Genomic DNA, 21,301 nt, shown 5'->3' with positions numbered 1-21,301 from the left:
CAACGGCGCGCGCCGCCGAGTCCCTCGCGCCCGCTCCCCGTTCATCGCGCCGCAGCGGCCCCGATCGCCGCTCGTGCAGCCCGCGCCCGTACAGCGCGCCGCGCCTTCAGCGCTGCCCCCGGCTCAGCGTCGCCGCCCCTTCACCACCGCCCGCGGCGGCTCCCCCACGGCACCCGGTCCAGCCCTCCCCGCCCGGTGCCCGGCCCAGCCGCCCTCCCCCCGGTGCGCTCTGAGCACCGTGCCTCTCCGGAGAGCGCGACCCGTCGCCCTCAACGGCGCCCTTCGTATGCCGCCGGCGAGCGGTGCCACTCTCCCCCACCCCACGCCAACCACCACCCTGACGACAGGACTTCCTCCACCGTGGCTACCTTCCTCTCCCGGCTCGGCCGCTTCGCCTTCCGACGGCGGGGCCTGGTCGTCCTCCTATGGCTCCTGGCTCTCGTCGGCGCCGGCTTCGCGGCCTCCACCGCACCCGCCCCTCCCGCCGACACCTTCTCGATGCCCGGCACGGAGTCGCAGCGGGCCTTCGACCTCCTCCGCGAGAAGTTCCCCGACGCCCGCCCGGACGGTGCCGCCGCACGCGTCGTGATCCGCGCCCCCGGCACCGAGAAGATCACCTCTCCCGTCCGCAAGGCGCAGGTCGGGCGACTGGTCGCGGATCTGGCCAAGGCGCCCCAAGTCGCGGTCGTTGCAGACCCGTTCGAGGCGAACGCCGTGAGCGGCGACCGTACGACCACGTACGCCTACGTCACGTACGAGGTGGCGGCCGGTGAGCTGACCGGCGCGGCGCGCGACGGTCTCACCGGCGCGATGGAGCGGGCCCGGGACACGGGGCTCGTGGTCGAGGCGGGCGGGGACGCCGTCGAGATCGAGCAGGCGATGAGCGGTACGGGTGAGAAGCTCGGCATCCTCGTCTCCGCCGTCGTCCTGCTCCTCACCTTCGGCTCCCTGGTGGCCGCCGGAATGCCTCTGCTGACGGCCATGGTCGGCGTCGGCATAGGCGTCAGCGGCATCACCGCGCTCGCCGGCCCGCTCGGCCTGTCGTCCACCACCACGACGCTCGCGATGATGATCGGCCTCGCCGTCGGCATCGACTACGCCCTGTTCATCGTCTCCCGGTACCGCTCCGAGATCGCCGAGGGGCACGAGCGCGCCGAGGCCGCCTCTCGGGCCGTGGGCACCGCGGGCTCGGCGGTCGTCTTCGCCGGGCTCACGGTGGTCATCGCCCTGGCGGGGCTCGCGGTGGTGGGCGTCCCGATGCTCACCACGATGGGCCTGGCCGCGGCCGGGACGGTCGCCGTCGCCGTACTCGTCGCGATCACCTTCGTGCCCGCACTCCTCGGCTTCGCACCTGTCAGGGTTCTCGCCCGCGCGGAGCGCAGGCGGTACACCGGCAAGCCGCTGTCGAAGCGTCAGCGACGCAAGGCCGCCCAGCGTCTGGCCGACGAGCGTGAGGCCGCCAAGCCTGAGGCGGGTCGCAAGCCCAACCTCGGCGCTCGCTGGGCCGGTCTGGTGCTGCGCCGCCCCGTCGCCGTTCTGCTGCTGGGCGTGGTGGGCCTCGGCGTCGTCGCCCTGCCCGCGGCCGACCTCGAACTGGGGCTGCCCGGCGAGGGCACCATGGCCCCGCAGACCACGCAGCGCAAGGCGTACGACCTGCTGTCCGACTCCTTCGGCCCCGGCTTCAACGGTCCGCTGACGGTCATCGTCGAGGCGCAGGACGCGCCGAAGGCGGCCGAGCGGGTCCGCACGACGCTGGCGGACGTACGCGGAGTGGACGCCGTCTCCGCCGTCACCGCCAACCGGGCGGGCGACACCGCGCTCCTCACCATCGTCCCCGCCACCGGTCCGACCGACGCCCGGACCGAGGACCTGGTGCGCTCCCTGCGTGCCACGGCGCGCGGCCTGGAGACCGCGACGGGCGGCTCCGCGATCCTGGTCGCCGGCCAGACCGCGATGTTCATCGACTTCTCGCAGACCCTGGACGACGCGCTGCTCCCCTACCTGGGCCTGGTCGTCGGCCTGGCGTTCCTGCTGCTCATGGTGGTCTTCCGCTCCGTGCTCGTCCCGCTCAAGGCGGCGCTCGGCTTCCTGCTGTCGGTGACCGCGGCCCTGGGCGCCGTGGTGGCGGTGTTCCAGTGGGGCTGGCTCGCCGGCCTCGTCGGCGTCGACCAGCCAGGGCCCGTCATGAGCACCCTGCCGATCTTCATGATCGGCGTGGTCTTCGGCCTCGCGATGGACTACGAGGTCTTCCTGGTCTCGCGGATGCGTGAGGCGTACGTCCACGGCGCCCGCCCCGGCGAGGCGGTCGTGACCGGCTTCCGGTACGGCGGCCGGGTCGTCAGCGCCGCCGCGCTCATCATGACCAGCGTCTTCTCCGGCTTCATCATGGAGGACAACGACTTCGTCAAGATGATCGGCTTCGGTCTCGCCGCCGCCGTCCTCTTCGACGCGTTCGTCGTCCGCATGGCCATCGTGCCCGCCTTGTTCGCTCTCCTCGGCGCGTCGGCCTGGTGGCTGCCGAAGTGGCTGGACCGGCTCCTGCCGAACATCGACGTCGAGGGGGAGAAACTGACGCGGCAGCGGCCCGGGGCGCCCTCGGGGCACTCCGCGCGAGAGGACCACCTCGTGGGCTGACCACTCCGTACGCCTCCTGCGCACACGGCACCACGCCTGGCCAACCCGGGCGTGGTGCTGTAGGGGCGAAAGCGCCCTTCGGGGTTACGGTCGGCGGCATGGCTGGTGATCCTCGGAGTTGGCCGCGCTGTCTGCTCGCCGGCGCCGTATTCGTCGTGTGCATGGCCGGCACTACGCTTCCCACCCCTCTGTACCCCGTCTACCAGGCGGAGTTCGGGTTCTCCGAGTTGACGGTGACGGTCGTGTACGCGGTGTACGCGTTCGGGGTCATGGCCGTCCTGCTCGTCGCGGGTGACGCGTCCGACATCGTGGGCAGACGGCCGGCCCTGCTGTGGGGTCTGGGTTTCGCCGCGGCGAGTGCCGTCTGCTTCCTGTGCGCCGACTCCGTGGGCTGGCTGTACGCGGGCCGGCTGCTGTCGGGCCTGTCCGCGGGCCTGTTCACGGGGGCGGCCACCGCGTACGTCATGGAGCTGGCCCCGCCCGGCGGCGGGCCGCGGGCCACGTTCGTGGCCACGGCGGCCAACATGGGCGGCCTCGGCTGCGGCCCTCTGCTCGCCGGGCTGCTCGCCCAGTACGCCCCTGCCCCGCTGCTGCTGCTGCCGTACGGCATCCATCTGGCTCTGGCGGCGGTGTCGGCGCTGGTGCTGCTGCGCCTTCCGGAGACCGTGCGGCAGCGACGGCCCCTCACGGCCGTACGTGCGCGTCGCCCCGCCCTGCCGGCCCGGGTCCGACCGGTGTTCGTTCCGGCGGCGATCGCGTCCTTCACCGGCTTCGCCCTCTTCGGGGTGTTCACCTCGGTCAGTCCGGCCTTCCTCGCCCGCTACCTGCACGTGGACAACCACGCGGTGAGCGGTCTGGTGGTGGCGCTCGCCTTCTTCTCCTCGACCGCCGGTCAACTGGCGGTCGGACGCGTCGGAGTGACGCGCTCCCTTCCCGCGGGCTGCGCCGTCCTCTTCACCGGTCTGGCCCTCCTGGCCGGGGCCCTGTACACGGACCTCCTGGCCCTCGTCGTCCTGTCCGCCGTCATCGGCGGCACGGGACAAGGCCTCGTCTTCCGCGTGTCCCTGTCAGCCGTCGCCGCAACCGCCCCACCGGACCGGCGCGCCGCCGTGATCTCGACCCTCTTCCTGGTCGCCTACGCCGGCATCTCCCTCCCGGTCATCGGCGTCGGCCTCCTGGCGGACCCCCTCGGCCTGGGAACCGCGGGCCTGGTGTTCATCGCCTGCATGCTCCTCCTCGTCACCACGGCGGCGGCCTACCTTCTGCGCCGGCCGGTGCGGACGACGCAGGGCTGAGACATACGGCCCCACCGCTGACCGGCCTGAGGAGCACGGTGCGTCCGACCACAGCGCCCCCGCGCCCATGGCGAGACGTCCATGGCCAGGACCGGCCGACGGACGGGATCCCGCGGGAAGGGCAGGCCGGCCGACAGCGACCACCTCTGGTCTCGGCGTCGATCGGTCAGCAGCTCAGGCGGCAGCCAATGAACCGTGGATCCGACTGACGGCACGCAGGATCTCGTCTCGGTTCTTCGCTCGCTTGATCCATGCCGGAAGGCGGGCCACCAAGGTCTTCTGCGGTCCTGTGTCGTACCAGGGCGCTCGTTCCCGCAGCGGTGCTTGGACGAAACGGCGGATCAGGTCAAGATGTTCGAGGTTGTACGCCCACAACCAGCCATGCCGGGTCTCAACCTGGAGCCACAACGGCATACCGAAGTACGGATCCGTCGCGGGTACAGCCGTACCGCGGGGGAGCATGACCGCCCGGCCGCTCCACACTCGTGACAGTCCGCAACCACGGCAGACCATCCGCCGCGGCCTGAACAGCATCCGGCCTCCGGGATGGCACTCTTCGGGCGCTGGAATGACGCGAGCGGCCTTCGCGCCGCCGGGGCATCGCACCATGATCGAGCTGATGAAGTCGTACTCGGTGCTGCGCGGGTCCTGAAACCGGCCGGAGAACGGAGCCATGCGGTGAGTATGCGGCTGCCCCGCAGATCAGCGCACCCGAATTCGACCGCACGCGTCGGGACCAGGGTTCCCGCGTCCTTGAACGGAGGGCTCTGCAGCTCCCCGACGCCGGGCCGGTGTCCGTACGAGCAGTGAGCAGTAGGCCAAGCCCTGCCCGAGGGCAGCGGTGAGCGGCGCATGATCCAGGGCCCTGGGGTGGCGCGGCTGTTGCAAGTAGGCTGCGGCGTCCGCGCGCACTGGCCTGTCGGGGAGGAAGCAGTGAACGTGCACGTGCCAGGTATTCGACCGCTGGGTGACGGTGATCCCTTACGTCTGGGTGACTACCGGCTCCTTGGCCGCATCGGTGCCGGCGGCATGGGTCGGGTCTATCTCGCACAGACGTTGAGCGGCCGGCTCATAGCGGTGAAGACGCTGCTGGCCGCTGGGGAGACGGCGGAGTTCGACCGGCGGCGTTTCGCCCGGGAGGTGGCGCTCGCCCGGCGGGTGACGGGCGTGTTCACGGTGGCCGTCGTGGATGCCGACGCCGCGGGCGATCCGCCGTGGATGGCGACCGAGTACGTACCGGCGCCGTCGCTCGCCGCGCTCGTCCGTGACGCCGGGGCGCTGGAGCCGGCCGCCGCCGGGTGGGTCGCCGCGGGCATGGCCGAGGCGCTCGTCGACCTGCACCGTGCGGGCGTGGTGCACCGGGACGTGAAACCGGGCAACGTGCTGCTGCCGCTGAGCGGTCCGCGTCTGATCGACTTCGGCATCTCCCACGCCACGGACCTGACCCGCACGTCGCTCACGCTGGGCACCATCGCCTTCACCTCTCCGGAGCAGGCGCGCGGAGAGGCCTCAACCGCCAAGTCCGACGTGTACTCGATGGGGGCGACCCTCTTCCACCTCGCCGTAGGGCGCCCTCCGTACGCGGAGGACTCGGACACGCTTCGCCTTCTGACGCATGTCCAGCGGGGCGAGCTCGATCTGACGGGACTTCCGCCCGAGCTCGACGAGACGGTCCGCTCCTGCCTGTCGCTGGATCCCGCGGCGCGGCCATCGCCCGCCGACGTACTGCGCGGCCTGTCGCACACCGCTGACAGCGGACGTCGGCTGCTGCCCGCCCGCTGGATCGCCCTTATCCGGTCGTACGAGGGGCCGACGGGACGATCCACCCCCACCGAGCGCGTCCCTTCGGACCCACCGACCAAGGCGGTGAAAGGCGCTCTCGCCAAAAGTGCGGAGCCCGTGCCGTCGCCGGCCCGCCGTGCGACTGCCGGCCCTCGTCCTGCTGCCTCACGACCCCGCCCCGCCCTGGACGACAAGCGGGACGGGGCGCTGCGGAAGCTACGGCGTGTGTTGGTTGCGCTCCTCATCGCCGTCGGAGTCTTCTTCGGTGGGCTGTCCGTCTACCAGAAGTGGTACGCGGACAGTTTCTCCGACAATCCGCTGTTGCCGGCCTTCCGCGAGATCCGGGCAGGCAACTGCCTGACGAACGTGCTTGCTCCCGAAGGACGAAGCTGGACACCGGAGGTGCCGAAGACGGTCGACTGCGACGCGTCCGAGGCTTACACGTACGTGCAAGCCGTGACGGACGACGTCAAGGGATGCGACTACAGCTCAAACGGCACGATCTCCTGGTCCAACGACAGCAAGACCCAGACCGATCGCCGCTACCTCTGTCTCACCCGGCAGTTCCGCGCGGGCGAGTGCGTCGCCGGCAAGCGCTACGTCGAGATCAGGGCGGTGGCCACGGAAGAGATGTGGTCCCCGTACGAGTGCGGCACCGCGGCTCCGGGCGGGGGTATGCCGCTGCGGATCACCAGGGTTCTGCCTGGCACGTTCGGAGGGCGGGAGAGCTGCGGGAGGGACCCGGAGGACTGGTACTTCACCGGACCGCCCGGCACGGTCTGCCTGAAGACGATCAACCCGCAATGACAGCCGGCATGACGATCTTGAGGCCGTATCGGATGCTTCCGATACGGCCTCTGACCTGCGTAGATGCAAGTCGGGACGACAGGATTTGAACCTGCGACCCCTTGACCCCCAGATGTGCGGGTCGAGGGCATTTTCCGGATATAGCAGACTTAATCCAGGCGCAACGTGTGCACGGCGGTATGTCTTGTGCAGCACTGCGCGTAGCGTGTGGTCCCCAACTGGTCCCCAAGACGGCCGTTCTGGCGGCGAGGCATCTGCTCCAGCTTCTCGGGTCACTGCAGGGCGGAGGGGGCGGATTACCGGCGGACTGTCAGTGCCCGGGCATAGCCTCCCGACATGCCCTCGACTCGCGACGAGCTTCGCCACGTCATGCTCGGTTCTCTCTTCACGCCTGAGGTTTCCTTGGGACCGACCCGGGACGTTCTCATTACCTGCCACGCCTCGGCGACGGGCAAGGGCAAGCTCCACGGGAGCCCCGAGTGCAGCACGCTGCGGTCAGCCGCCTCCGTGGACCAGATCGACATCCCGTTCGGCGAAGCCGTGGAGCGGCTCTGTACGAACTGCCGATGGCCTCTGCCCACGGACAGCCTCATCCTTCCGCTCGGCGCCGCTGTGAGCGTGGTGGACTCGCTCGCCATCTGACTCGACCGGGATCCGAAGAGAGGAAGACATCGAGGCCGAGCGTGACGCCGCCATCGCCCTGACCGCCGGCGAGTACCCGCCCCGCGTCACCGACTCCAGCGACGAGGAGGAGGAAGACGACGAGGCCGGGCGCGACGAGGAATGGGAGCGGTACGACCGCGCCCGCAACCTCCGGTCCCAGCGCCACGAGCACTGGCGCCGACTGCACTCCTACCTGACATGGAGCAACGAGGCCGTAGCCGAGTACCCCTTCCTCGCCCCGTGGACTGAGAGGCTGCAGACCCGGCTCGCCGCCGTCCTCGACGACGAGCGCCGGGCCTTCGCGGCCCTCCTGCAGCCGGCCCGACTGCTGGAGGCGGCAGCCGTACGTGTCCTGCCCACGCCACAGTTCACTGAGCATCCCGGCTTCGCCGGGTTGGGAGCGGCGGCGGAGAAGACCTTCCGGCGAGCCTGGTACGAGTGGAGTCAGCGAGCCATCTGGTCATGGCGCCGCCTGGAAGATCAGGACTTCGCGGTCTACACCGTCGTCAGCGACGCCTTCGGGCGTCGCCGTAAAGGGAAGCTCGAGGCCCACGCCGCCTTTCGCGAACTCACCGCCGACTGGATCCGCCAGGCACGCGTAGAAGCCTGCTGCCCCGCTAGCACGCCATGGCAGCTGGTGGCAGTCAAGGCACCCGCCCTCCCCCGAACCCACCACAGCGAGCCGGAACGCGACCCCCTCACCCTGTGGGAAGCTGCCGTCATCGCCACCTACCAGGTGGCCTTCAACCGGCAGGCAGGCACCACAGCCCTACTCGTTCCCCACCTCGTCGCCGAGCAACTGCTCGCATGCGCCTCTCACGACATGCCGGTCCAGCGCCTGACGCCCGACGGCAGCGCGCTGCCCGCAGAGGTACTGCTCGAACAGTGGGTCCCGGAGTCTCACCGCTCGTGACCGCCCTACTCGTCAGCTCATCGCCCAGGCGTTCAGACCTCGGAGAGCCTGCCCGTAGCCGGCAGTGGGCTGGAGGGGCGTAGGCGTTCGTTATGGAATACGCTGACCCACCCCTGGTCCAGGGCCGTGATGTGTGCGTGACTCCCTGCCACGGCAAGGGCGGGGTGAAGCGACTCGGGAAGATGGACCGAAGGCATTACTGGCAAACGTTTGGCCGGACCAGGGCGGGCTCTACCTTGCAGTCAGGTTGAGCGATGCCGCCAGTGTCATGACTAGCGTCAGGACTCGTCCTCGGCTCGGTGGGTGTGCTCGGGCCCAGGGTGGGCTACGCCCGGGACAAGGGGATTTTCGTAGTCCAGTTCGATTCTTCCGAAGGCTGGGCCCGGGATCGGCGCCGAGTCGTTGTCGGCGATGATCAGCTGAACCTGGGAGGCGTGGGTCTCGGCAAGTGCTTGAAAGCGCTGGTAGGTCCGGCGGCCTCGGGCCTGGTCGTCGAGGTTGCTCCCGGACGCCTTCCGTGGGGAGTCGATAATTAGCAACGACGGCACTCGGACGTCCGGGTGTGTGATGCCGAACTCCAGCAGGGACAGGCTGTACGCGACGTTGATGCAGGTCACGATGCCTCCGCCGTCGGCCTGAAGACTCTCCTCTCCCCGGCCCGCCCAGTGTTTTATGCGATGCGTTGTTGTGCACGGACGGGCCGGTGCGGACGCTGGTTGATCTGGCGCTCGCACCGGAGCACCGCCGCGGGCACGGGGCCCTTTACGGCGGCCTCAACCAGGGACGGATCGATATCGCCCGGCTGCGTCGGGCCCTGGCTTCGATGCCGTTGCCGAGGGCGGCGGATGGTCGGATCGTGCTGGCCGCGGATGTCTCGCCGTGGCTGCGGCCGGACGCCAACACCTGTGCTGACCGGTCCTTTTGCCACACCTTCGGCCGGGGTGAGGGCAAGCACCAGATGGTCCCAGGCTGGCCGTACTCGATCGTGGCTGCGCTGGAGACCGGCCGGACGTCGTGGACAGCAGTGCTGGACGCGGTCCGTCTGGAGCCCGGCGCGGACGTCGCCGCGGTGACCACGGTCCAGCTCCGCGAGCTGGTCGAGCGGCTCGTCGCCGCCGGCCAGTGGAAGCCGGGCGACCCCGAAGTCCTGATCGTTCTGGACGCCGGATACGACGCACCCCGCATCGCCCACCTGCTGACCGATCTGCCCGTCGAGATCCCCGGCAGACTCCGCTCCGACCGCGTCATGCGCCGGCCGACACCGCCGCGGGTCTACGACCCCAAGGGCGGCCGACCACCCAAGCACGGAGGCGAGTTCGTCTTCGGTGACCCCTCCACGTGGGGTATCGAGCAGGCCGTGACGACCACCGACACCCACCTTTACGGCAAGGCGACCGCGCAGGCATGGGACCGCCTGCACCCTCGGCTCACCCGCCGGGCGGCCAGGATCGACTACGACGGACCGCTACCCATCATCGAAGGCACCGTCATCCGCCTGGTCGTGGAGACATTGCCCAGCGGCGGGGTGAACAAGCCGGTCTGGCTGTGGTGGTCGGGCACCGCCGCCACCCAGGCCGATGTCGACCGCTGCTGGCAGTCCTTCCTCCGCCGCTTCGACCTGGAGCACACTTTCCGCCTGTTCAAGCAGACACTTGGATGGACCAAGCCCCGGCTTCGCAGCTCGGAGGCTGCCGACCGGTGGACGTGGCTGGTGATCGCCGCCTATGCCCAGCTCCGGCTCGCGCGGCCGCTGGCCACCGATCTCCGGCGCCCCTGGGAGAAACCGGCTCCGCCGAACAGGCTCACGCCCGCCCGGGTCCGCAGGGGGTTCAGGAACCTGTGCACGAAGACCGGCTCCCCGGCCAGTGCACCGAAACCGTCTCGTCCTGGGCCTGGCCGGCCGCCGGGTTCGAAGAACCGCCACCCGGCCACCCGTCATGACGTGGGCAGAGTCCTTGCCACCGGCGAGGCGTACAGCCGCCCCGCCCACCACAAGAAGGGCACCAAACCCCGGCGCACCGAGGAGCGGCAAACTTGACGGCCTGGGCCATGTGCAGCGGGCACGAGGCCGAGGAAGTTCACGGGGGTACGTCGGTGGATCTCAGCTCAGTGATCATCGCTGTCGCAGGCGTCGCAGGAACCCTGGGAGGGGCGCTACTCACCCAGCGCGGCTCCGAACGAGCGAAGCGCCGGGAGATAGAGCTCGTTCGAGACCATGAGGAGGTCCGCGAGAACCGTTCGCTGCGACGCACCTGCTATGTGGAACTCAACCGAGATGCCCGGCAGTTCACCACCGCACTCAACCGCCACCTACACGTCATGAGGGAACGCGGCGTGGAGGAGGCCGACAGCGACGCACTTGAGGAGGCGAAGAACGCGCACCGCGATCGATACTCCGAAGCACAGATGATCGCCCCCGAAGAAGTACTCATGCGAGCGAGTGTCGTCAACCAAGCCCTGAACAAGGTCTACGGCCAGGTCAAGCGCCTCGAACGCGGCGCCCCCGAACCAGGCGAAACGATGGAGACCGCGGCCCAGGCCCAGTACGAGGTCTGGGAGATGCTCCGAACTATGAGGACCGCTATGCGCCACGACCTCGGTGTGTCGCATGAAGATTGAGAGCTGGCACTCAGGTCCGTGCGAACTCTCTTGTCTGCCTCGACCAGCCAAAAACTGGTCGAGGCAAAGGTTAAAACGCAAGCTCAAGCGGTGCGCTCGCCCGCCCGGCCGCAGTCCCGGGCCCGCGCACTGCGGGTCAGGCCGGCCCTGGGTAGGCGACGACGGCATCCGGGAGATCACTCACCTCGCCGAGAGCCGAGCGGCCATGGGACGACTCTCGGGCTACCTGGTTCTCGAGGACCGCCCAAACCAGGGGCAACAAGTTCAGCAGAGGAGAGGCGGCAGCGTCACCGCCGGAGGTCTCCTGCGTGCCCCCGCATACGGACGCGCCGGTCAGTCGGTCACCGTCGCTCTCCCGGGCCGTGATGAGCGCGGCCGTCAGGTTCCGCTCTCCTGGCGTCGGCCGATACAGGCAGGTGCCCTAGATCCCCCTGCATCACGGCCGCCCGGCGCTTGAGCTCCACTGCCTCATCCATGCTTCCGACCATGCCACCTCGGCGCAGTACGCGTAGTCGCCGTCCGGGAAGAGGTCGCGGAGCCGGGTGATGTTCGCAGCCGCCGCCGGGCTGTTGCCGGTGGCGGTGCGGTGGAAGGCCAGGGCGAGTTCGAGCATCGCTTCGGAGGCGCGGAGATCGGCGGTTGTGATCTCGGCACGCAGGGCCTCGGCGCGGTCGGGGACATCCCTGTCGGTGCCGGCGGCGCGGACGAGGGCTGCGATCTTCACAGTGAGGGTAGTGGCCCGCAGGTCGAGGCCGGTCAGGAGCTGCTCGGCGAGGCCGGTCTCCCCGCCGGCGACGCCGTGTTGTTCGGCTTCGGTGCGGGCGGCCTTGTACCCGGCGGCGGGGCGGGGCGGGGCGTGTCGCCGTGGGGCCACCAGACGTTGCCGTCGACGCGGTGGTGGCGTCCGGGCCAGCCGAGGTCGGTCGGCACGATGGCGTGGGTGGTGGGGAAGTCGCCGGCGAGGCGGGCGAGATGTGCGCGGCCGCGGCGGGCGGCGGGGGCGAGGCGGCCCCCGGTGTCGGTGACGTACTGCATGCCGCGGCGCGATTCGGCGGAGCGGCGGTCCCGATGCGCCTTGGCAGGTAGCAGACGGCCATCTCCTGCAGCTCGGCGGGAAGGAGCCCGGCGGCGGTCAGGGCGGGGAATCGTATCGCTGCCATCTCGCTGTATGCCGGCGGAGGCGTGAGCTTGCGACGCCGAAGCCGGTGGCTCCCGATCGTTCCACACTTCAGCGACGTACCGGTCACTTACCAGTGACTCCCTCGTCACGCAAAGTAGCACCGCGGTCACTGCTGTTCTACGCTCACGCCAATGGGCGCACAGTACGAGTTCAAGTTTTTGGGACCGCTGGAGATCCTGCGGGATGGCGTTCCTGTCAGCGTCGGGGCCATGCGTCTTCGGGTTCTGCTGGCCGTCCTGCTCACTCATGCCGGCGGGATCCTCCCGGTCGACACCATCGTTGACCGGGTGTGGGGTGGGAACGCGCCGGCAGGGGCGCGGAACACCTTGCAGAACTACGTGCTGCGGCTGCGCCGCGCCCTCGACCCGGGTCTCATCCGCACCCACCGCCGGGGCTATGGGATCGATGTCGAACCCTCGGCACTGGACACGCACCGCTTCGCCGCTCTCGCACGGCAGGGCGGAGCAGCCCTGGAGGCAGGTGATCCCGAGCGCGCCGCGGCCCTCCTGCGTGAGGGCCTCGCACTGTGGCGTGGTGATCCTCTGTCCGATCTGCCGAGCGAGCTGTTCCAGGATGTCATCCCCGGCCTCGTCGAACAGCGGACCCAGGTACTCGAGTTGTGCATCGAGGCGGACCTGCGCCGCGGCCGCCCGGGCGACGTGCTGCCCGAACTGCGCGCTCTCACCGAGAGGCATCCCCTGTGTGAACGGTTCTGGGCCCAGCGCATGCTGGCGCTCTACCAGACCGGCCGCCAGGGCGAGGCGCTGGCCTGCTACCGCGAGGTCGCCACGCTACTCGCCGAGGAACTGGGCGTGGACCCCGGGGACGAACTGCGCGCGATGCACCAGCGCATCCTGAACGCCGCACCGGAGCTGGTCGCGGCGCCGGCCCGCACACGCACCGCTGGAAACCTGCCCGCGGAGACCACGACCTTCATCGGCAGGGAGAGCCAGCTCGCCCGCATCCACCGCCTGCTGGAGCTGTCCCGACTGGTCACGCTCACCGGCGTCGGGGGCGTCGGCAAGACGAGGCTGGCATTGCGCGCCGCGCGGCAGGCGGCACCCGGCTTCGGCGACGGCGTGTGGCTGGCGGACCTCGCCCCTCTCTCCGAGCCCGACCTGCTGGACCGGGCGGTCGCCGACGCCCTCGGTCTACGTGACCAGTCCGCCAGGCCCGCGGCCGAGGTGGTCGCCGAACACCTCCGCGACCGCAGCGCCCTGCTCGTGCTGGACAACTGTGAGCACTTGGTCGAGGACGCCGCCGCCCTGTCCCTCCGGCTCCTGCGGGCCGCCCCCGGACTGCGCATCCTGGCCACGAGCCGCGAACGCTTCGGCGTGCCGGGGGAACACGTCCTGCTCGTGCCCGGCCTCTCCCTGCCTGGCCAGCACGGCGCCGCCCCCTCGGAGGCGCTGCGCCTGCTCGCCGACCGCGCCGCCGCCTGCGCCCCGGCTTCCTCCCAGGCGTACGCGGACAGCGCCCCGGCCGCCGAACTCTGTCGACGGCTCGATGGCATTCCCCTCGCCATCGAGCTGGCCGCCGTCCGCCTCACCTCCTTGACCGTCGAGCAGATCCTGGAGCGCCTGGAAGACCGCTTCCGGCTCCTGGCCGCGCCCCGTAGGGGCACGCCCCATCGCTACCAGCACACCTTGCGAGGAGTCATCGGCTGGAGCTACGAACTGTGCACCTCCACTGAACGCCTGCTGTGGAGGCGGCTTTCGGTGTTCGCAGGCACCTGTGAGCTGGAAGCGGCCGAGGCGGTGTGCACGGGTGACGGCATCGCTCCGGGGGACGTGCTCGACCTCCTCACCGGTCTGGTGGACAAGTCGATCGTGGTCGCGGAGCACACCGGTGGTACGGCCCGCTACCGCCTCCTGGAGACCATCCGCCAGTACGGCATGAGCCGCCTGGAGGAAGATACCGCCGAGGCGACGGGGGTGCGCCTGCGCCACAACGACCATTATCACCGCATGACCGTCCGCGCCGCCACGGAATGGTGCGGGCCGGCAGAGGTGCCCTGGCTGCTTCGGCTGCGAGCTGAAGTGCCCAACATCAGAGCAGCCCTGGAACTCTGCCGCACTCACCCTGGACGGGCCGCCGTCGGCGTGGAGATCGCCATCAACCTCACCCGCACCCGCTTCTGGTTCTTCGGGTGCACCCCCAGCGAAGGGCGCCACTGGCTGGAGAGCCTCGCCGGCGCGCAGAGCGACCTGCCCGACGACGCGCGCGCTCTCGCCACCGCGATGAAGGCATGGATCGCGCTCTGCCAGGGCGACCGTCCAGCGGCACGGAGGTTCGCCGAGCACTGCCGAACGGCCGGGGCGCACTCCGCGACGGCGCCGGCTCTCTACATTGAGGGCGCCTATGACTTCCTTGTGCACGGCAGCCCCGGCTGCGTCGAGCGGCTCGCCCTCGCGCGGGACGGCTTCCGCGCGGCCGGGCTCACGGGTGACGCCCACATGACGACCATGCTCTGGGCCATGGCCGCCGCCTTCCTCAGCCCCCGGGAGACGGCATGGCACGCCTGCCGCGCTTACGTCACCGAAGCCGAGGCGTACGGAGCCGAATGGGCCCGCTCTTGGGCGACCTGGTGCACCGGGCTGACGGAGGTACTGCACGGCGACCCAGCCCGCGCCCTCGGACCTCTGCGCGACGCACTGGGCCGGCAGCAGGCCATCGACAACAGCTGGGGCCCGGTCTGGACCGTGGAGACCATCGCCTGGGCCGTCGGCGCCCTGGGGCACCACGGGCGGGCGGCTCGACTCCTCGGGGCCGCCGACCGGCTGCGCCGCGACACCGGTGTCGCACTGATCGGACTGCACCCCTTCTACACGGTCCACACGCGCACCGAAAGCCTCGCCCGAGACCGCCTGGGTCCGGAGGCGTACTCCCGGAAGTGGAACCGTGGCGCTGCGGCCGACGACGGCATCGCCCTCGCCCTCACCCTCATCGACGAGGTGTCCTCACCGGATGTGACCGAGGAGTGACTGAGGTGATAGTGCGCCTCGGCACAGTGGTGGGCGTCCGGGTCGCGGTCGCGTCCCGGGTGCGCAGCAGACGAGGAGTACCACGCCGATGGCCCCCACCGCCCCGGACTTCGGTCCCCAGATCGACGGCTACGCGCCGTCCCAGCCCGCACGCGTCTGCGATCCGCAGGCAAAGCCGGGGCTGCTGGACTTTCGTGACCTGGTGCTCGCCACCTACCCCGGTACCAGCAGCATGGGCATCAGCCGCGCATGCGGGAACACCATCGACAGCGAGCACAAAGAAGGGCGTGCCTGGGACTGGGGCGTCGACGTCCACACTCAGGGACACCTCGCCTCGGATCTGATCGACTGGCTACTCGCCACAGACCGGCACGGCAACCCCCACGCCCTCGCCCGCCGCTTCGGCATCATGTACATCATCTGGAATCGGCGCATCTGGGAGTCCTACCGCCCGAACGCCGGCTGGACCCCGTACACCGGAGTGAGCCCGCACACCGACCACGTCCACTTCAGTTTCAGCTGGGCAGGTGCCCGCAAGGAGACGTCCTGGTGGAAGGCCACGCCGCGGGTGGTTCGGGTGGGTGTGGGTGTGCCTTCGGTGGTGGACCACGGTTCGGGCATGGCCGTCTTCGGCGTCGATCCGTCCGGTGGAGTGGTGCACCGGTGGCAAAACGCGGCGGGTGGTGCCTGGTCGGCCTGGACCGGGCTGGGCCGACCGCCGGGCGGCGCGGTCGGACGCCCCTGGGCGCTCGTGGGACGGTACGGGAAGCTCGTGGTGTTCGTCCGTGGCGCGGACGGGACCCTGTGGCACACCTGGCAGTCGGAGGCGGGCGCTTGGGCGCCGGAGTGGGTGTCACTGGGCGGGCGCCTCGCGGGAGATCCCTCGGTCGTCTTGAGTCCGAACAACGCGTTGTCGGTATTCGCGCGTGATCCGGACGGCCGGGTGACGCATACGTGGCAGCGGGGCGCGGAGCACGGTTACGCGTGGAATGACGCCTGGGTCGACATGGAGGGCTCGGTCGCGGGCCGTCTGTCGGTGCTGGTGGGGCGTGATGGCGGCATGGTCCTCTTCGCCCGCGGCACCGACGGTGGCCTGCACCACCGCTGGCAGACCGGAACCGGCGGACCCTGGTCCGCCTGGACACCCCTCGGCGGGCGGCTCGCGGGCGACCCGTCGGTGGTGCTGAGCCCGAACAACGCCCTGTCGGTCTTCGCCCGCGACCCGGACGGACGGATCACGCACACCTGGCAGCGGGGCCCGGAACACGGGCACGCCTGGAACGACACCTGGGTCGACATGGAAGGCGCCGTGCTGGGCAGGCCGATGGTTCTGGTGGGCCGCGACGGCGGCATGGTCCTCTTCGCCCGCGGCACCGACGGTGGCCTGCACCACCGCTGGCAGACCGGAACCGGCGGACCCTGGTCCGCCTGGACACCCCTGGGCGGACACCTCAGCACCGACCCGGCCGTGATCCTCAACCCCAGCGATGATCTGTCCGTCTTCGGACGCGACCCGCACGGCCGAGTCACCCACACCTGGCAACGCGGCCCGCAGCACGGCCACGCATGGAACGACACCTGGATCGACATGGAAGGCAACCTCGCCCCCGACACCACCCAACCCACACCCGTCCTCCCCAAACCAGCAACCACCGAGCCGGCGGTGCCACCACTCCGGGCGGGTGATCGATCCCCGACCTGAGCTTCGAGGAGCCCCGCCCGGGAATTGCCTGCCACGTTCGTCGGCAGAGCTGAGCGGGGCAAGCGATCGTGCCGGTTCTCGAACCCGAACGTGCTGATGCGCCCATCACCGGACGGGCCGCGACGGCATCGGTACCCTTGCCGGCGTAATTGCACCCAACAACCAGAGGGGTTTTATGTCGGATCCGATGACCGTGCTGGCCATGACGGGTGCGACGACCGTCGTGGCGGCCATGGCCACCAGCGCCTGGGAGGGAACCCGAGAGCGCGTGATCGAGCTGTTCCGTCGTCGTGGCGATGAGCGGTCCACCGCGTTGCAGGCCCAGTTGGACGGCGACGCGGAACTGGTCACGGGCGAGGGCGACGACACCGACGCCGTACGCGAGGACCTTGTACGCCCCTGGGCGCGTCGGATCGGCGCCCTGCTGCGCGAACACCCCGAAGCTGCGGACGAGCTGCGTGCTCTGATCGAAGAGGTCTCCGTGCCCCCGGCCGCCCAGGAGTGGTCGCAGCACATCACCGCACACGCCGGCGGCGCCGCCTTCGGCGCCCAGGGCCCCGGCAGCAGCGTGCATGTACACCATCACCGGCCGGCCGCCGAGGGCGCCCCCTGATGAGCGAGCAGGACCCGTCGGCGCGTCAGCACGTCACAGCGGAGGGTGGATTCGCGTACGGCGTGGTCGGCGCCGACCTTCACGTGTATGTGGACGGGCTGCCCGCCTATGTCCTGGAAGAGTGGCTCGACCCGGCGGAGTTGGACCCCGATTGGCTGCGGGAGCTGCCCAGCCGCCTGCTCAGCGCCCGGCACGAGATCGTTCCCTTCACGGGCCGCGCGATGGAGCTCGCTGAGCTCCGCGCGTGGCGCGGCGCCGGCGGCCGACGGCTCGCCGTCCGCTGGCTCCACGGACCCGGCGGCCAGGGCAAGAGCCGCCTCGCGGCGGCGTTCGCCCGGGACAGCGTTGCCGAGGGATGGAAGGTCGTCAGGGCCGTACACGGCCCCGGCAACGTGGTCCCCGCCGGCGCCGGGGGAGACCTGCGGGCCGCAGGCGCCGCCGGGGTGCTGCTGGTCGTCGACTATGCCGACCAATGGCCGCTACCCCACCTCACCTGGCTGCTGAGCAACCGGCTGCTCCACCATCCCGACCTGCCGACCCGGGTGCTGCTGCTGGCCCGCGGCACGGACCAGTGGCCCGCCGTGCAGGCCGCCGTGCACGACTTCCAGGCGGCCACATCCCTCCAAGCCCTGACGCCCCTGCGGGAAACCGGCGGCGAACGGGCAGAGATGTTCGAGGCCGCCCGGGACACGTTCGCCGCCTACCTCGCACCCGCCCCCGGCGCGCCCGGCACCACGCCGTTACGGATCTCCCCGCCGATGGCCCTGGACGAGCCGGACTTCGGGCTGACGCTGTCCGTTCACATGGCTGCCCTGGTGGCCGTCGACGCCCACCTGCACGGCCGCCGTACACCCACCGGTGCCGTCGGCCTGGTCACCTACCTCCTCAACCGCGAGCAAGCCCACTGGGCACGACTCCACACCCAGGACGCAGGCCGTGCGACAGCCGCGGTGGGGCGGACGTACACGACTCCACCGCAGGTGATGAACCGCGCTGTGTTCGCGGCCGTACTGACAGGGACCATGCGCTCGGGGATCGGCCGGATCGTCGTCGACCAGGTAACCGCAATCCCGCCCGCCGCACCGCACCCCGCCGACCGGGTCCTCGCCGACCACAGCGTCTGCTACCCGCCCTCCGCAACCGGGCCCGGCGTCGTCCTCGAACCTCTGCTGCCCGACCGGCTGGCTGAGGACTTTCTCGCTCTCACCCTTCCCGGCCACTCGGCCCAGGATGCCTACCCGTCGTCCTCCTGGGCCCCTGAGGCGCTCGGCAGCCTCCTGTTGCCCGGTCGCGAGAGGCGGCCGGAGCCTTGGACGCCCCGCGCGTTGACCTTCCTGGCCGCCTCCGCCGAACGCTGGCCACACATGCGCCATGACCACCTGTACCCGCTGCTGCGGCGGGCGCCATGGCTCGCCGTCGCCGCCGGCGGACGGGCACTCGGCGCGGTGGCCGCGCTCGACGACATCGACATGGAACTCCTGGAGGCGATCGAGGCTCGCCTACCTGAGGGCGAGCACCCCGACCTGGAGCCGGCCTACGCGGTCTTGGTAGAACGACTCGCCCCGCACTGGCTTGCGGCCACGGACGACGCAGGCGAACATGTTTCCGTCCACAGCAAACTGGCGCACGCCAAGCGTCGTGCCGGACGTTACGAGGAAGCGCACAGTTCGACGGTGCGGGCCGTCGAGATCCTGGAGCAGCTGGAGGCCGAGCGGCCCGGCTCACAGACCCCGAATCTGGCCGGGGCGTACGTCAATCTGTTCGCCAGCCACACAAGTCTTGGCCAGCCGCAGGAGGCTGTCGAAGCGGCGCAACGGGCCGTGTGCTTCGAGCGTCTCCTCACCGAGACCGACTCTGAGGGCCAACTCGGCGGACTCGGCCCTGACGGCCGGAAGGCCCGGTGGGCGCTCGCCCTCTGTGACTATGGGCAAGCCCTCCGTACAGCCGGGCGAATGGCCGAAGGGTTCCACGCCCATGCCATGGCGCTCAACACGCTTGTCCTGCTCTCCGAACAGGACGCCGAGAGGCACGGCGACGACCTCGGTGCGACCCTTCTCAACATCGGGACCGACCTCTCCGCGGCAGGTCGCGGCGGAGCGGCGGTCGCGGCGACGGAGGGAGCGGTGCTCCTCCTCGGGCACAGGAAGGGCGGAGACCAGCCAGACCATCCCGGAACCTACGCACTGGCCCTGAGCAACCTCGCGGGTCTTTTGCTCACCTGGCACCGTGCCGTCCCCATCGGTACCGACTGGCGCATGCGGGCCCTGAAGGCGAGTACCCGGGCGGTCAAAATCAACCGAGAGCGGGCCAAGGCGAACCCGGACGCACTGACCCCCTCGCTCGAACAATCCCTTGAGGCCCACGCCGGCGCACTCGAAGCGAATGGCCGCGCAGCAGAAGCACGTACAGTCCGCGCCGAGGCCGCCGAGCTGCGCAGCCGCATGCGACCACCACCTGAGATCAGCGTGCCCCCGGCGGAGTACGGACCGCAGCAGGTCCTCGAGTCGATCGAGGCGATCGACGCCCTGGAGACGGCGGTCTACCGGTACATGGCGCGGATCAAACCGGTCTATTGCCGACGCCTCGTCGCTTTGCTCCTGCCGACAGCGGAACAACAGGGCGCCAAAGGGCTCGCCGCGCGTACGGAGATCGCCGACGTGTACCGGCGGCTGGCTGAAGGCGGCAGCGGGAGGGACCGCCGCGATTACGCGGAGGCACTCATCCAGCTTGCTCTGCATCGCCTGGAGATGGGGCGACCCGCGTGCGACACAGGGGTCGAAGAACGGCTGCGCCGTGCAGTAAGGGTGTACGACGACCTGATGGCCGACGACCCCGAGTTTTACCGGAAGGACGTGGTCCGCACACTCGAGCTCTTGGCACGGTTCCACGAAGAGACCGGCGCGCAGGAGAAGGCCCGCGCAGTCCGCCGGGAGATCCGCCGACACCGGCCACCCTGGCAGTGGCTCCTCCGTCCGGCGCGGCGCCGATCCCCCTGAGAAGCCTCGGGGTGCCGACGCAGCCCGAACGACCATCCAGTCGGCCTGCGCCTGCCGGCACGGTGCCACCGGGCTTCGTCTCCACGACGTCCGATACCAACGAGGCAGGGCCCGAGCTCTCGTGATGGCAGTGATGGCAGTCAGTCGGCTGCGGCGGAGTCAAGGTGGCGGGTGTCACCGAGCGCGACGATCTGCCGGTTGTGGAACAAGTCATCCTCGTGCAGGGTGGTGATGCTGCCCGCAGGCACCCGGAAACTGGCGTAGCCGACCGTTGCTTGCGGCATCTTGATCCACGCCGTGACGACGAAGGTCAGGGAGCCACCGTGGGTCACGATGATCTGGTGCTCGCACGGGCGGCCGAGGATATCGTCCATGGCGGCGTAAACGCGCCGGACCCAAGCCGCTTTGGTCTCGGCGCCCTCCACGCCCTCGTCGTGTTCCAGCCGCTCGCCGACGACCGGCGGCGGGACGAACCGCCGGTCCAGCCACTGCTGGGGCCTGCCGCCCGCCTCTCCGTAGGACTTCTCCCGCAGCCTGGGATCCAGCACCGGGGCGACGCCGAACAACTCGGCCACCGCTTCGGCCGTCTGCCGCGTGCGCCGCAGGTCCGATGCGTACAGCTCCACGTCGGCACCCCGGGGAATTCGCGCACGCAGCGCCTGGGCGACGGCAGCCGCGGCCCGGATGCCAGCAGGGGTCAGCTGCGAATCATGCCAGCCCCCGACGATGTCCTCGACATGGTGCGTGGCCTGCGGGTGAGTGACAACGTAGAGAGTGCGCATGCGACGTGTCCTTCCTTCGTGGACGGCCAGCCGAAGCTGCGCGTCGGCCGCGCACCGCGGTGCTCCTCGGGCAGCCGCGTGACGTGCGGCGCTCCGGCAAATCGACGCGCTGAGCTGCCCGGGGGGCTGTGACGCGCACACCCCTCGGTGAGACACATGTTAACCAACTGAGACAAGAACGTCTCACCCGAAGGGACTACTCGGATATCGGTCCTCGCGACGATCCGCTGCCTAGGTGTATTGCCCTGTGAGGTTGGGGACGCGGCTGGCGGGCGGTTTGCCTGCGAGTGCGGTGTGTCCGCGGTGGTGATTGTAGGAGTGCAGCCAGCCC

14 protein-coding genes and 1 pseudogene are annotated in these 21,301 nt (G+C 70.3%); 11 read left to right on the top strand and 4 right to left on the bottom strand.

The features are described from left to right. The first annotated feature begins 360 nt into the window (after positions 1-360). Positions 361-2,634, top strand: a complete 2,274-nt coding sequence (locus ACIRB4_RS10075; protein ID WP_403289713.1) for an MMPL family transporter — start codon at positions 361-363, stop codon at positions 2,632-2,634. Positions 2,635-2,732: 98 nt separating this feature from the next. After that, positions 2,733-3,929, top strand: coding sequence for an MFS transporter (locus ACIRB4_RS10070; protein ID WP_403289712.1), 1,197 nt, complete (start codon positions 2,733-2,735; stop codon positions 3,927-3,929). A 174-nt stretch (positions 3,930-4,103) separates the two neighbouring features. On the opposite strand, the gene ACIRB4_RS10065 is transcribed toward ACIRB4_RS10070, so the two are convergent. Beyond that, entirely contained in the window at positions 4,104-4,604 is a 501-nt protein-coding gene (locus ACIRB4_RS10065; protein ID WP_403289710.1) for a hypothetical protein, read from the bottom strand. 177 nt (positions 4,605-4,781) lie between these two features. On the opposite strand from ACIRB4_RS10065, the gene ACIRB4_RS10060 reads away from it, so the two are divergent. The 3 genes from ACIRB4_RS10060 (at position 4,782) to ACIRB4_RS10050 (ending at position 8,094) form a co-directional block, all read left to right on the top strand. After that, positions 4,782-6,518 carry a protein kinase gene (locus ACIRB4_RS10060; protein ID WP_403289708.1) on the top strand — a complete coding sequence of 579 codons (1,737 nt, stop codon included), beginning with the start codon at positions 4,782-4,784 and terminating at the stop codon, positions 6,516-6,518. 336 nt (positions 6,519-6,854) lie between these two features. Beyond that, positions 6,855-7,160, top strand: a complete 306-nt coding sequence (locus ACIRB4_RS10055; RefSeq protein WP_403289706.1) for a hypothetical protein — start codon at positions 6,855-6,857, stop codon at positions 7,158-7,160. A 415-nt stretch (positions 7,161-7,575) separates the two neighbouring features. Beyond that, complete coding sequence (locus tag ACIRB4_RS10050) at positions 7,576-8,094, top strand: hypothetical protein (protein ID WP_403289704.1); 519 nt, start codon at positions 7,576-7,578, stop codon at positions 8,092-8,094. Between the two features lie 278 nt (positions 8,095-8,372). On the opposite strand, the gene ACIRB4_RS10045 is transcribed toward ACIRB4_RS10050, so the two are convergent. Beyond that, positions 8,373-8,711 (bottom strand): hypothetical protein, encoded by a 339-nt coding sequence (locus tag ACIRB4_RS10045; RefSeq protein ID WP_403289702.1) that lies wholly within the window; start codon positions 8,709-8,711, stop codon positions 8,373-8,375. A gap of 53 nt (positions 8,712-8,764) precedes the next feature. Between ACIRB4_RS10045 and ACIRB4_RS10040 the strand changes: the two are divergent. Together ACIRB4_RS10040 and ACIRB4_RS10035 are read left to right on the top strand one after the other, a co-directional pair. Then, a pseudogene (locus tag ACIRB4_RS10040) lies at positions 8,765-10,132 on the top strand (NF041680 family putative transposase); the annotation flags it as partial. Further along, positions 10,129-10,713 carry a hypothetical protein gene (locus ACIRB4_RS10035; RefSeq protein ID WP_403289700.1) on the top strand — a complete coding sequence of 195 codons (585 nt, stop codon included), beginning with the start codon at positions 10,129-10,131 and terminating at the stop codon, positions 10,711-10,713. The pseudogene ACIRB4_RS10040 and the gene ACIRB4_RS10035, both read left to right, overlap by 4 nt. A 436-nt stretch (positions 10,714-11,149) precedes the next feature. Here ACIRB4_RS10035 and ACIRB4_RS10030 read toward each other — a convergent pair whose 3' ends face one another. Next, a complete protein-coding gene (locus ACIRB4_RS10030; protein ID WP_403289698.1) occupies positions 11,150-11,587 on the bottom strand; it encodes a hypothetical protein in 438 nt (145 codons plus the stop codon). A gap of 515 nt (positions 11,588-12,102) precedes the next feature. On the opposite strand from ACIRB4_RS10030, the gene ACIRB4_RS10025 reads away from it, so the two are divergent. The 4 genes from ACIRB4_RS10025 to ACIRB4_RS10010 all read left to right on the top strand — a co-directional run bounded on the left by ACIRB4_RS10025 (position 12,103) and on the right by ACIRB4_RS10010 (position 20,188). Further along, entirely contained in the window at positions 12,103-14,877 is a 2,775-nt protein-coding gene (locus ACIRB4_RS10025; RefSeq protein ID WP_403289696.1) for a BTAD domain-containing putative transcriptional regulator, read from the top strand. A gap of 88 nt (positions 14,878-14,965) precedes the next feature. Beyond that, on the top strand, positions 14,966-16,579 hold the full coding sequence (locus tag ACIRB4_RS10020) for a hypothetical protein (protein WP_403289695.1): 1,614 nt from the start codon (positions 14,966-14,968) through the stop codon (positions 16,577-16,579). 187 nt (positions 16,580-16,766) lie between these two features. After that, positions 16,767-17,192 carry a hypothetical protein gene (locus ACIRB4_RS10015; RefSeq protein ID WP_403289694.1) on the top strand — a complete coding sequence of 142 codons (426 nt, stop codon included), beginning with the start codon at positions 16,767-16,769 and terminating at the stop codon, positions 17,190-17,192. Positions 17,193-17,254: 62 nt separating this feature from the next. Next, a complete protein-coding gene (locus tag ACIRB4_RS10010) occupies positions 17,255-20,188 on the top strand; it encodes a hypothetical protein (RefSeq protein WP_403289692.1) in 2,934 nt (977 codons plus the stop codon). 140 nt (positions 20,189-20,328) lie between these two features. On the opposite strand, the gene ACIRB4_RS10005 is transcribed toward ACIRB4_RS10010, so the two are convergent. Next, positions 20,329-20,970 (bottom strand): histidine phosphatase family protein, encoded by a 642-nt coding sequence (locus ACIRB4_RS10005; protein ID WP_403289691.1) that lies wholly within the window; start codon positions 20,968-20,970, stop codon positions 20,329-20,331. Between the last annotated feature and the right edge of the window lie 331 nt (positions 20,971-21,301).

The organism is Streptomyces sp. NPDC093600, from assembly GCF_044764755.1.
Classification (GTDB): Bacteria; Actinomycetota; Actinomycetes; order Streptomycetales; family Streptomycetaceae; genus Streptomyces.
Note: the sequence above shows the minus strand (reverse complement) of the source record. Positions and strands in the feature narration are given on the sequence as shown.

Coding starts and splice junctions, on each gene's coding strand:
- ACIRB4_RS10070 (WP_403289712.1), top strand. CDS start 2,733: ATGGCTGGTGATCCTCGGAGTTGGCCGCGCTGTCTGCTCGCCGGCGCC.
- ACIRB4_RS10065 (WP_403289710.1), bottom strand. CDS start 4,604: ATGGCTCCGTTCTCCGGCCGGTTTCAGGACCCGCGCAGCACCGAGTAC.
- ACIRB4_RS10060 (WP_403289708.1), top strand. CDS start 4,782: ATGATCCAGGGCCCTGGGGTGGCGCGGCTGTTGCAAGTAGGCTGCGGC.
- ACIRB4_RS10055 (WP_403289706.1), top strand. CDS start 6,855: ATGCCCTCGACTCGCGACGAGCTTCGCCACGTCATGCTCGGTTCTCTC.
- ACIRB4_RS10025 (WP_403289696.1), top strand. CDS start 12,103: ATGCGTCTTCGGGTTCTGCTGGCCGTCCTGCTCACTCATGCCGGCGGG.
- ACIRB4_RS10020 (WP_403289695.1), top strand. CDS start 14,966: ATGGCCCCCACCGCCCCGGACTTCGGTCCCCAGATCGACGGCTACGCG.
- ACIRB4_RS10015 (WP_403289694.1), top strand. CDS start 16,767: ATGACCGTGCTGGCCATGACGGGTGCGACGACCGTCGTGGCGGCCATG.
- ACIRB4_RS10005 (WP_403289691.1), bottom strand. CDS start 20,970: ATGCGCACTCTCTACGTTGTCACTCACCCGCAGGCCACGCACCATGTC.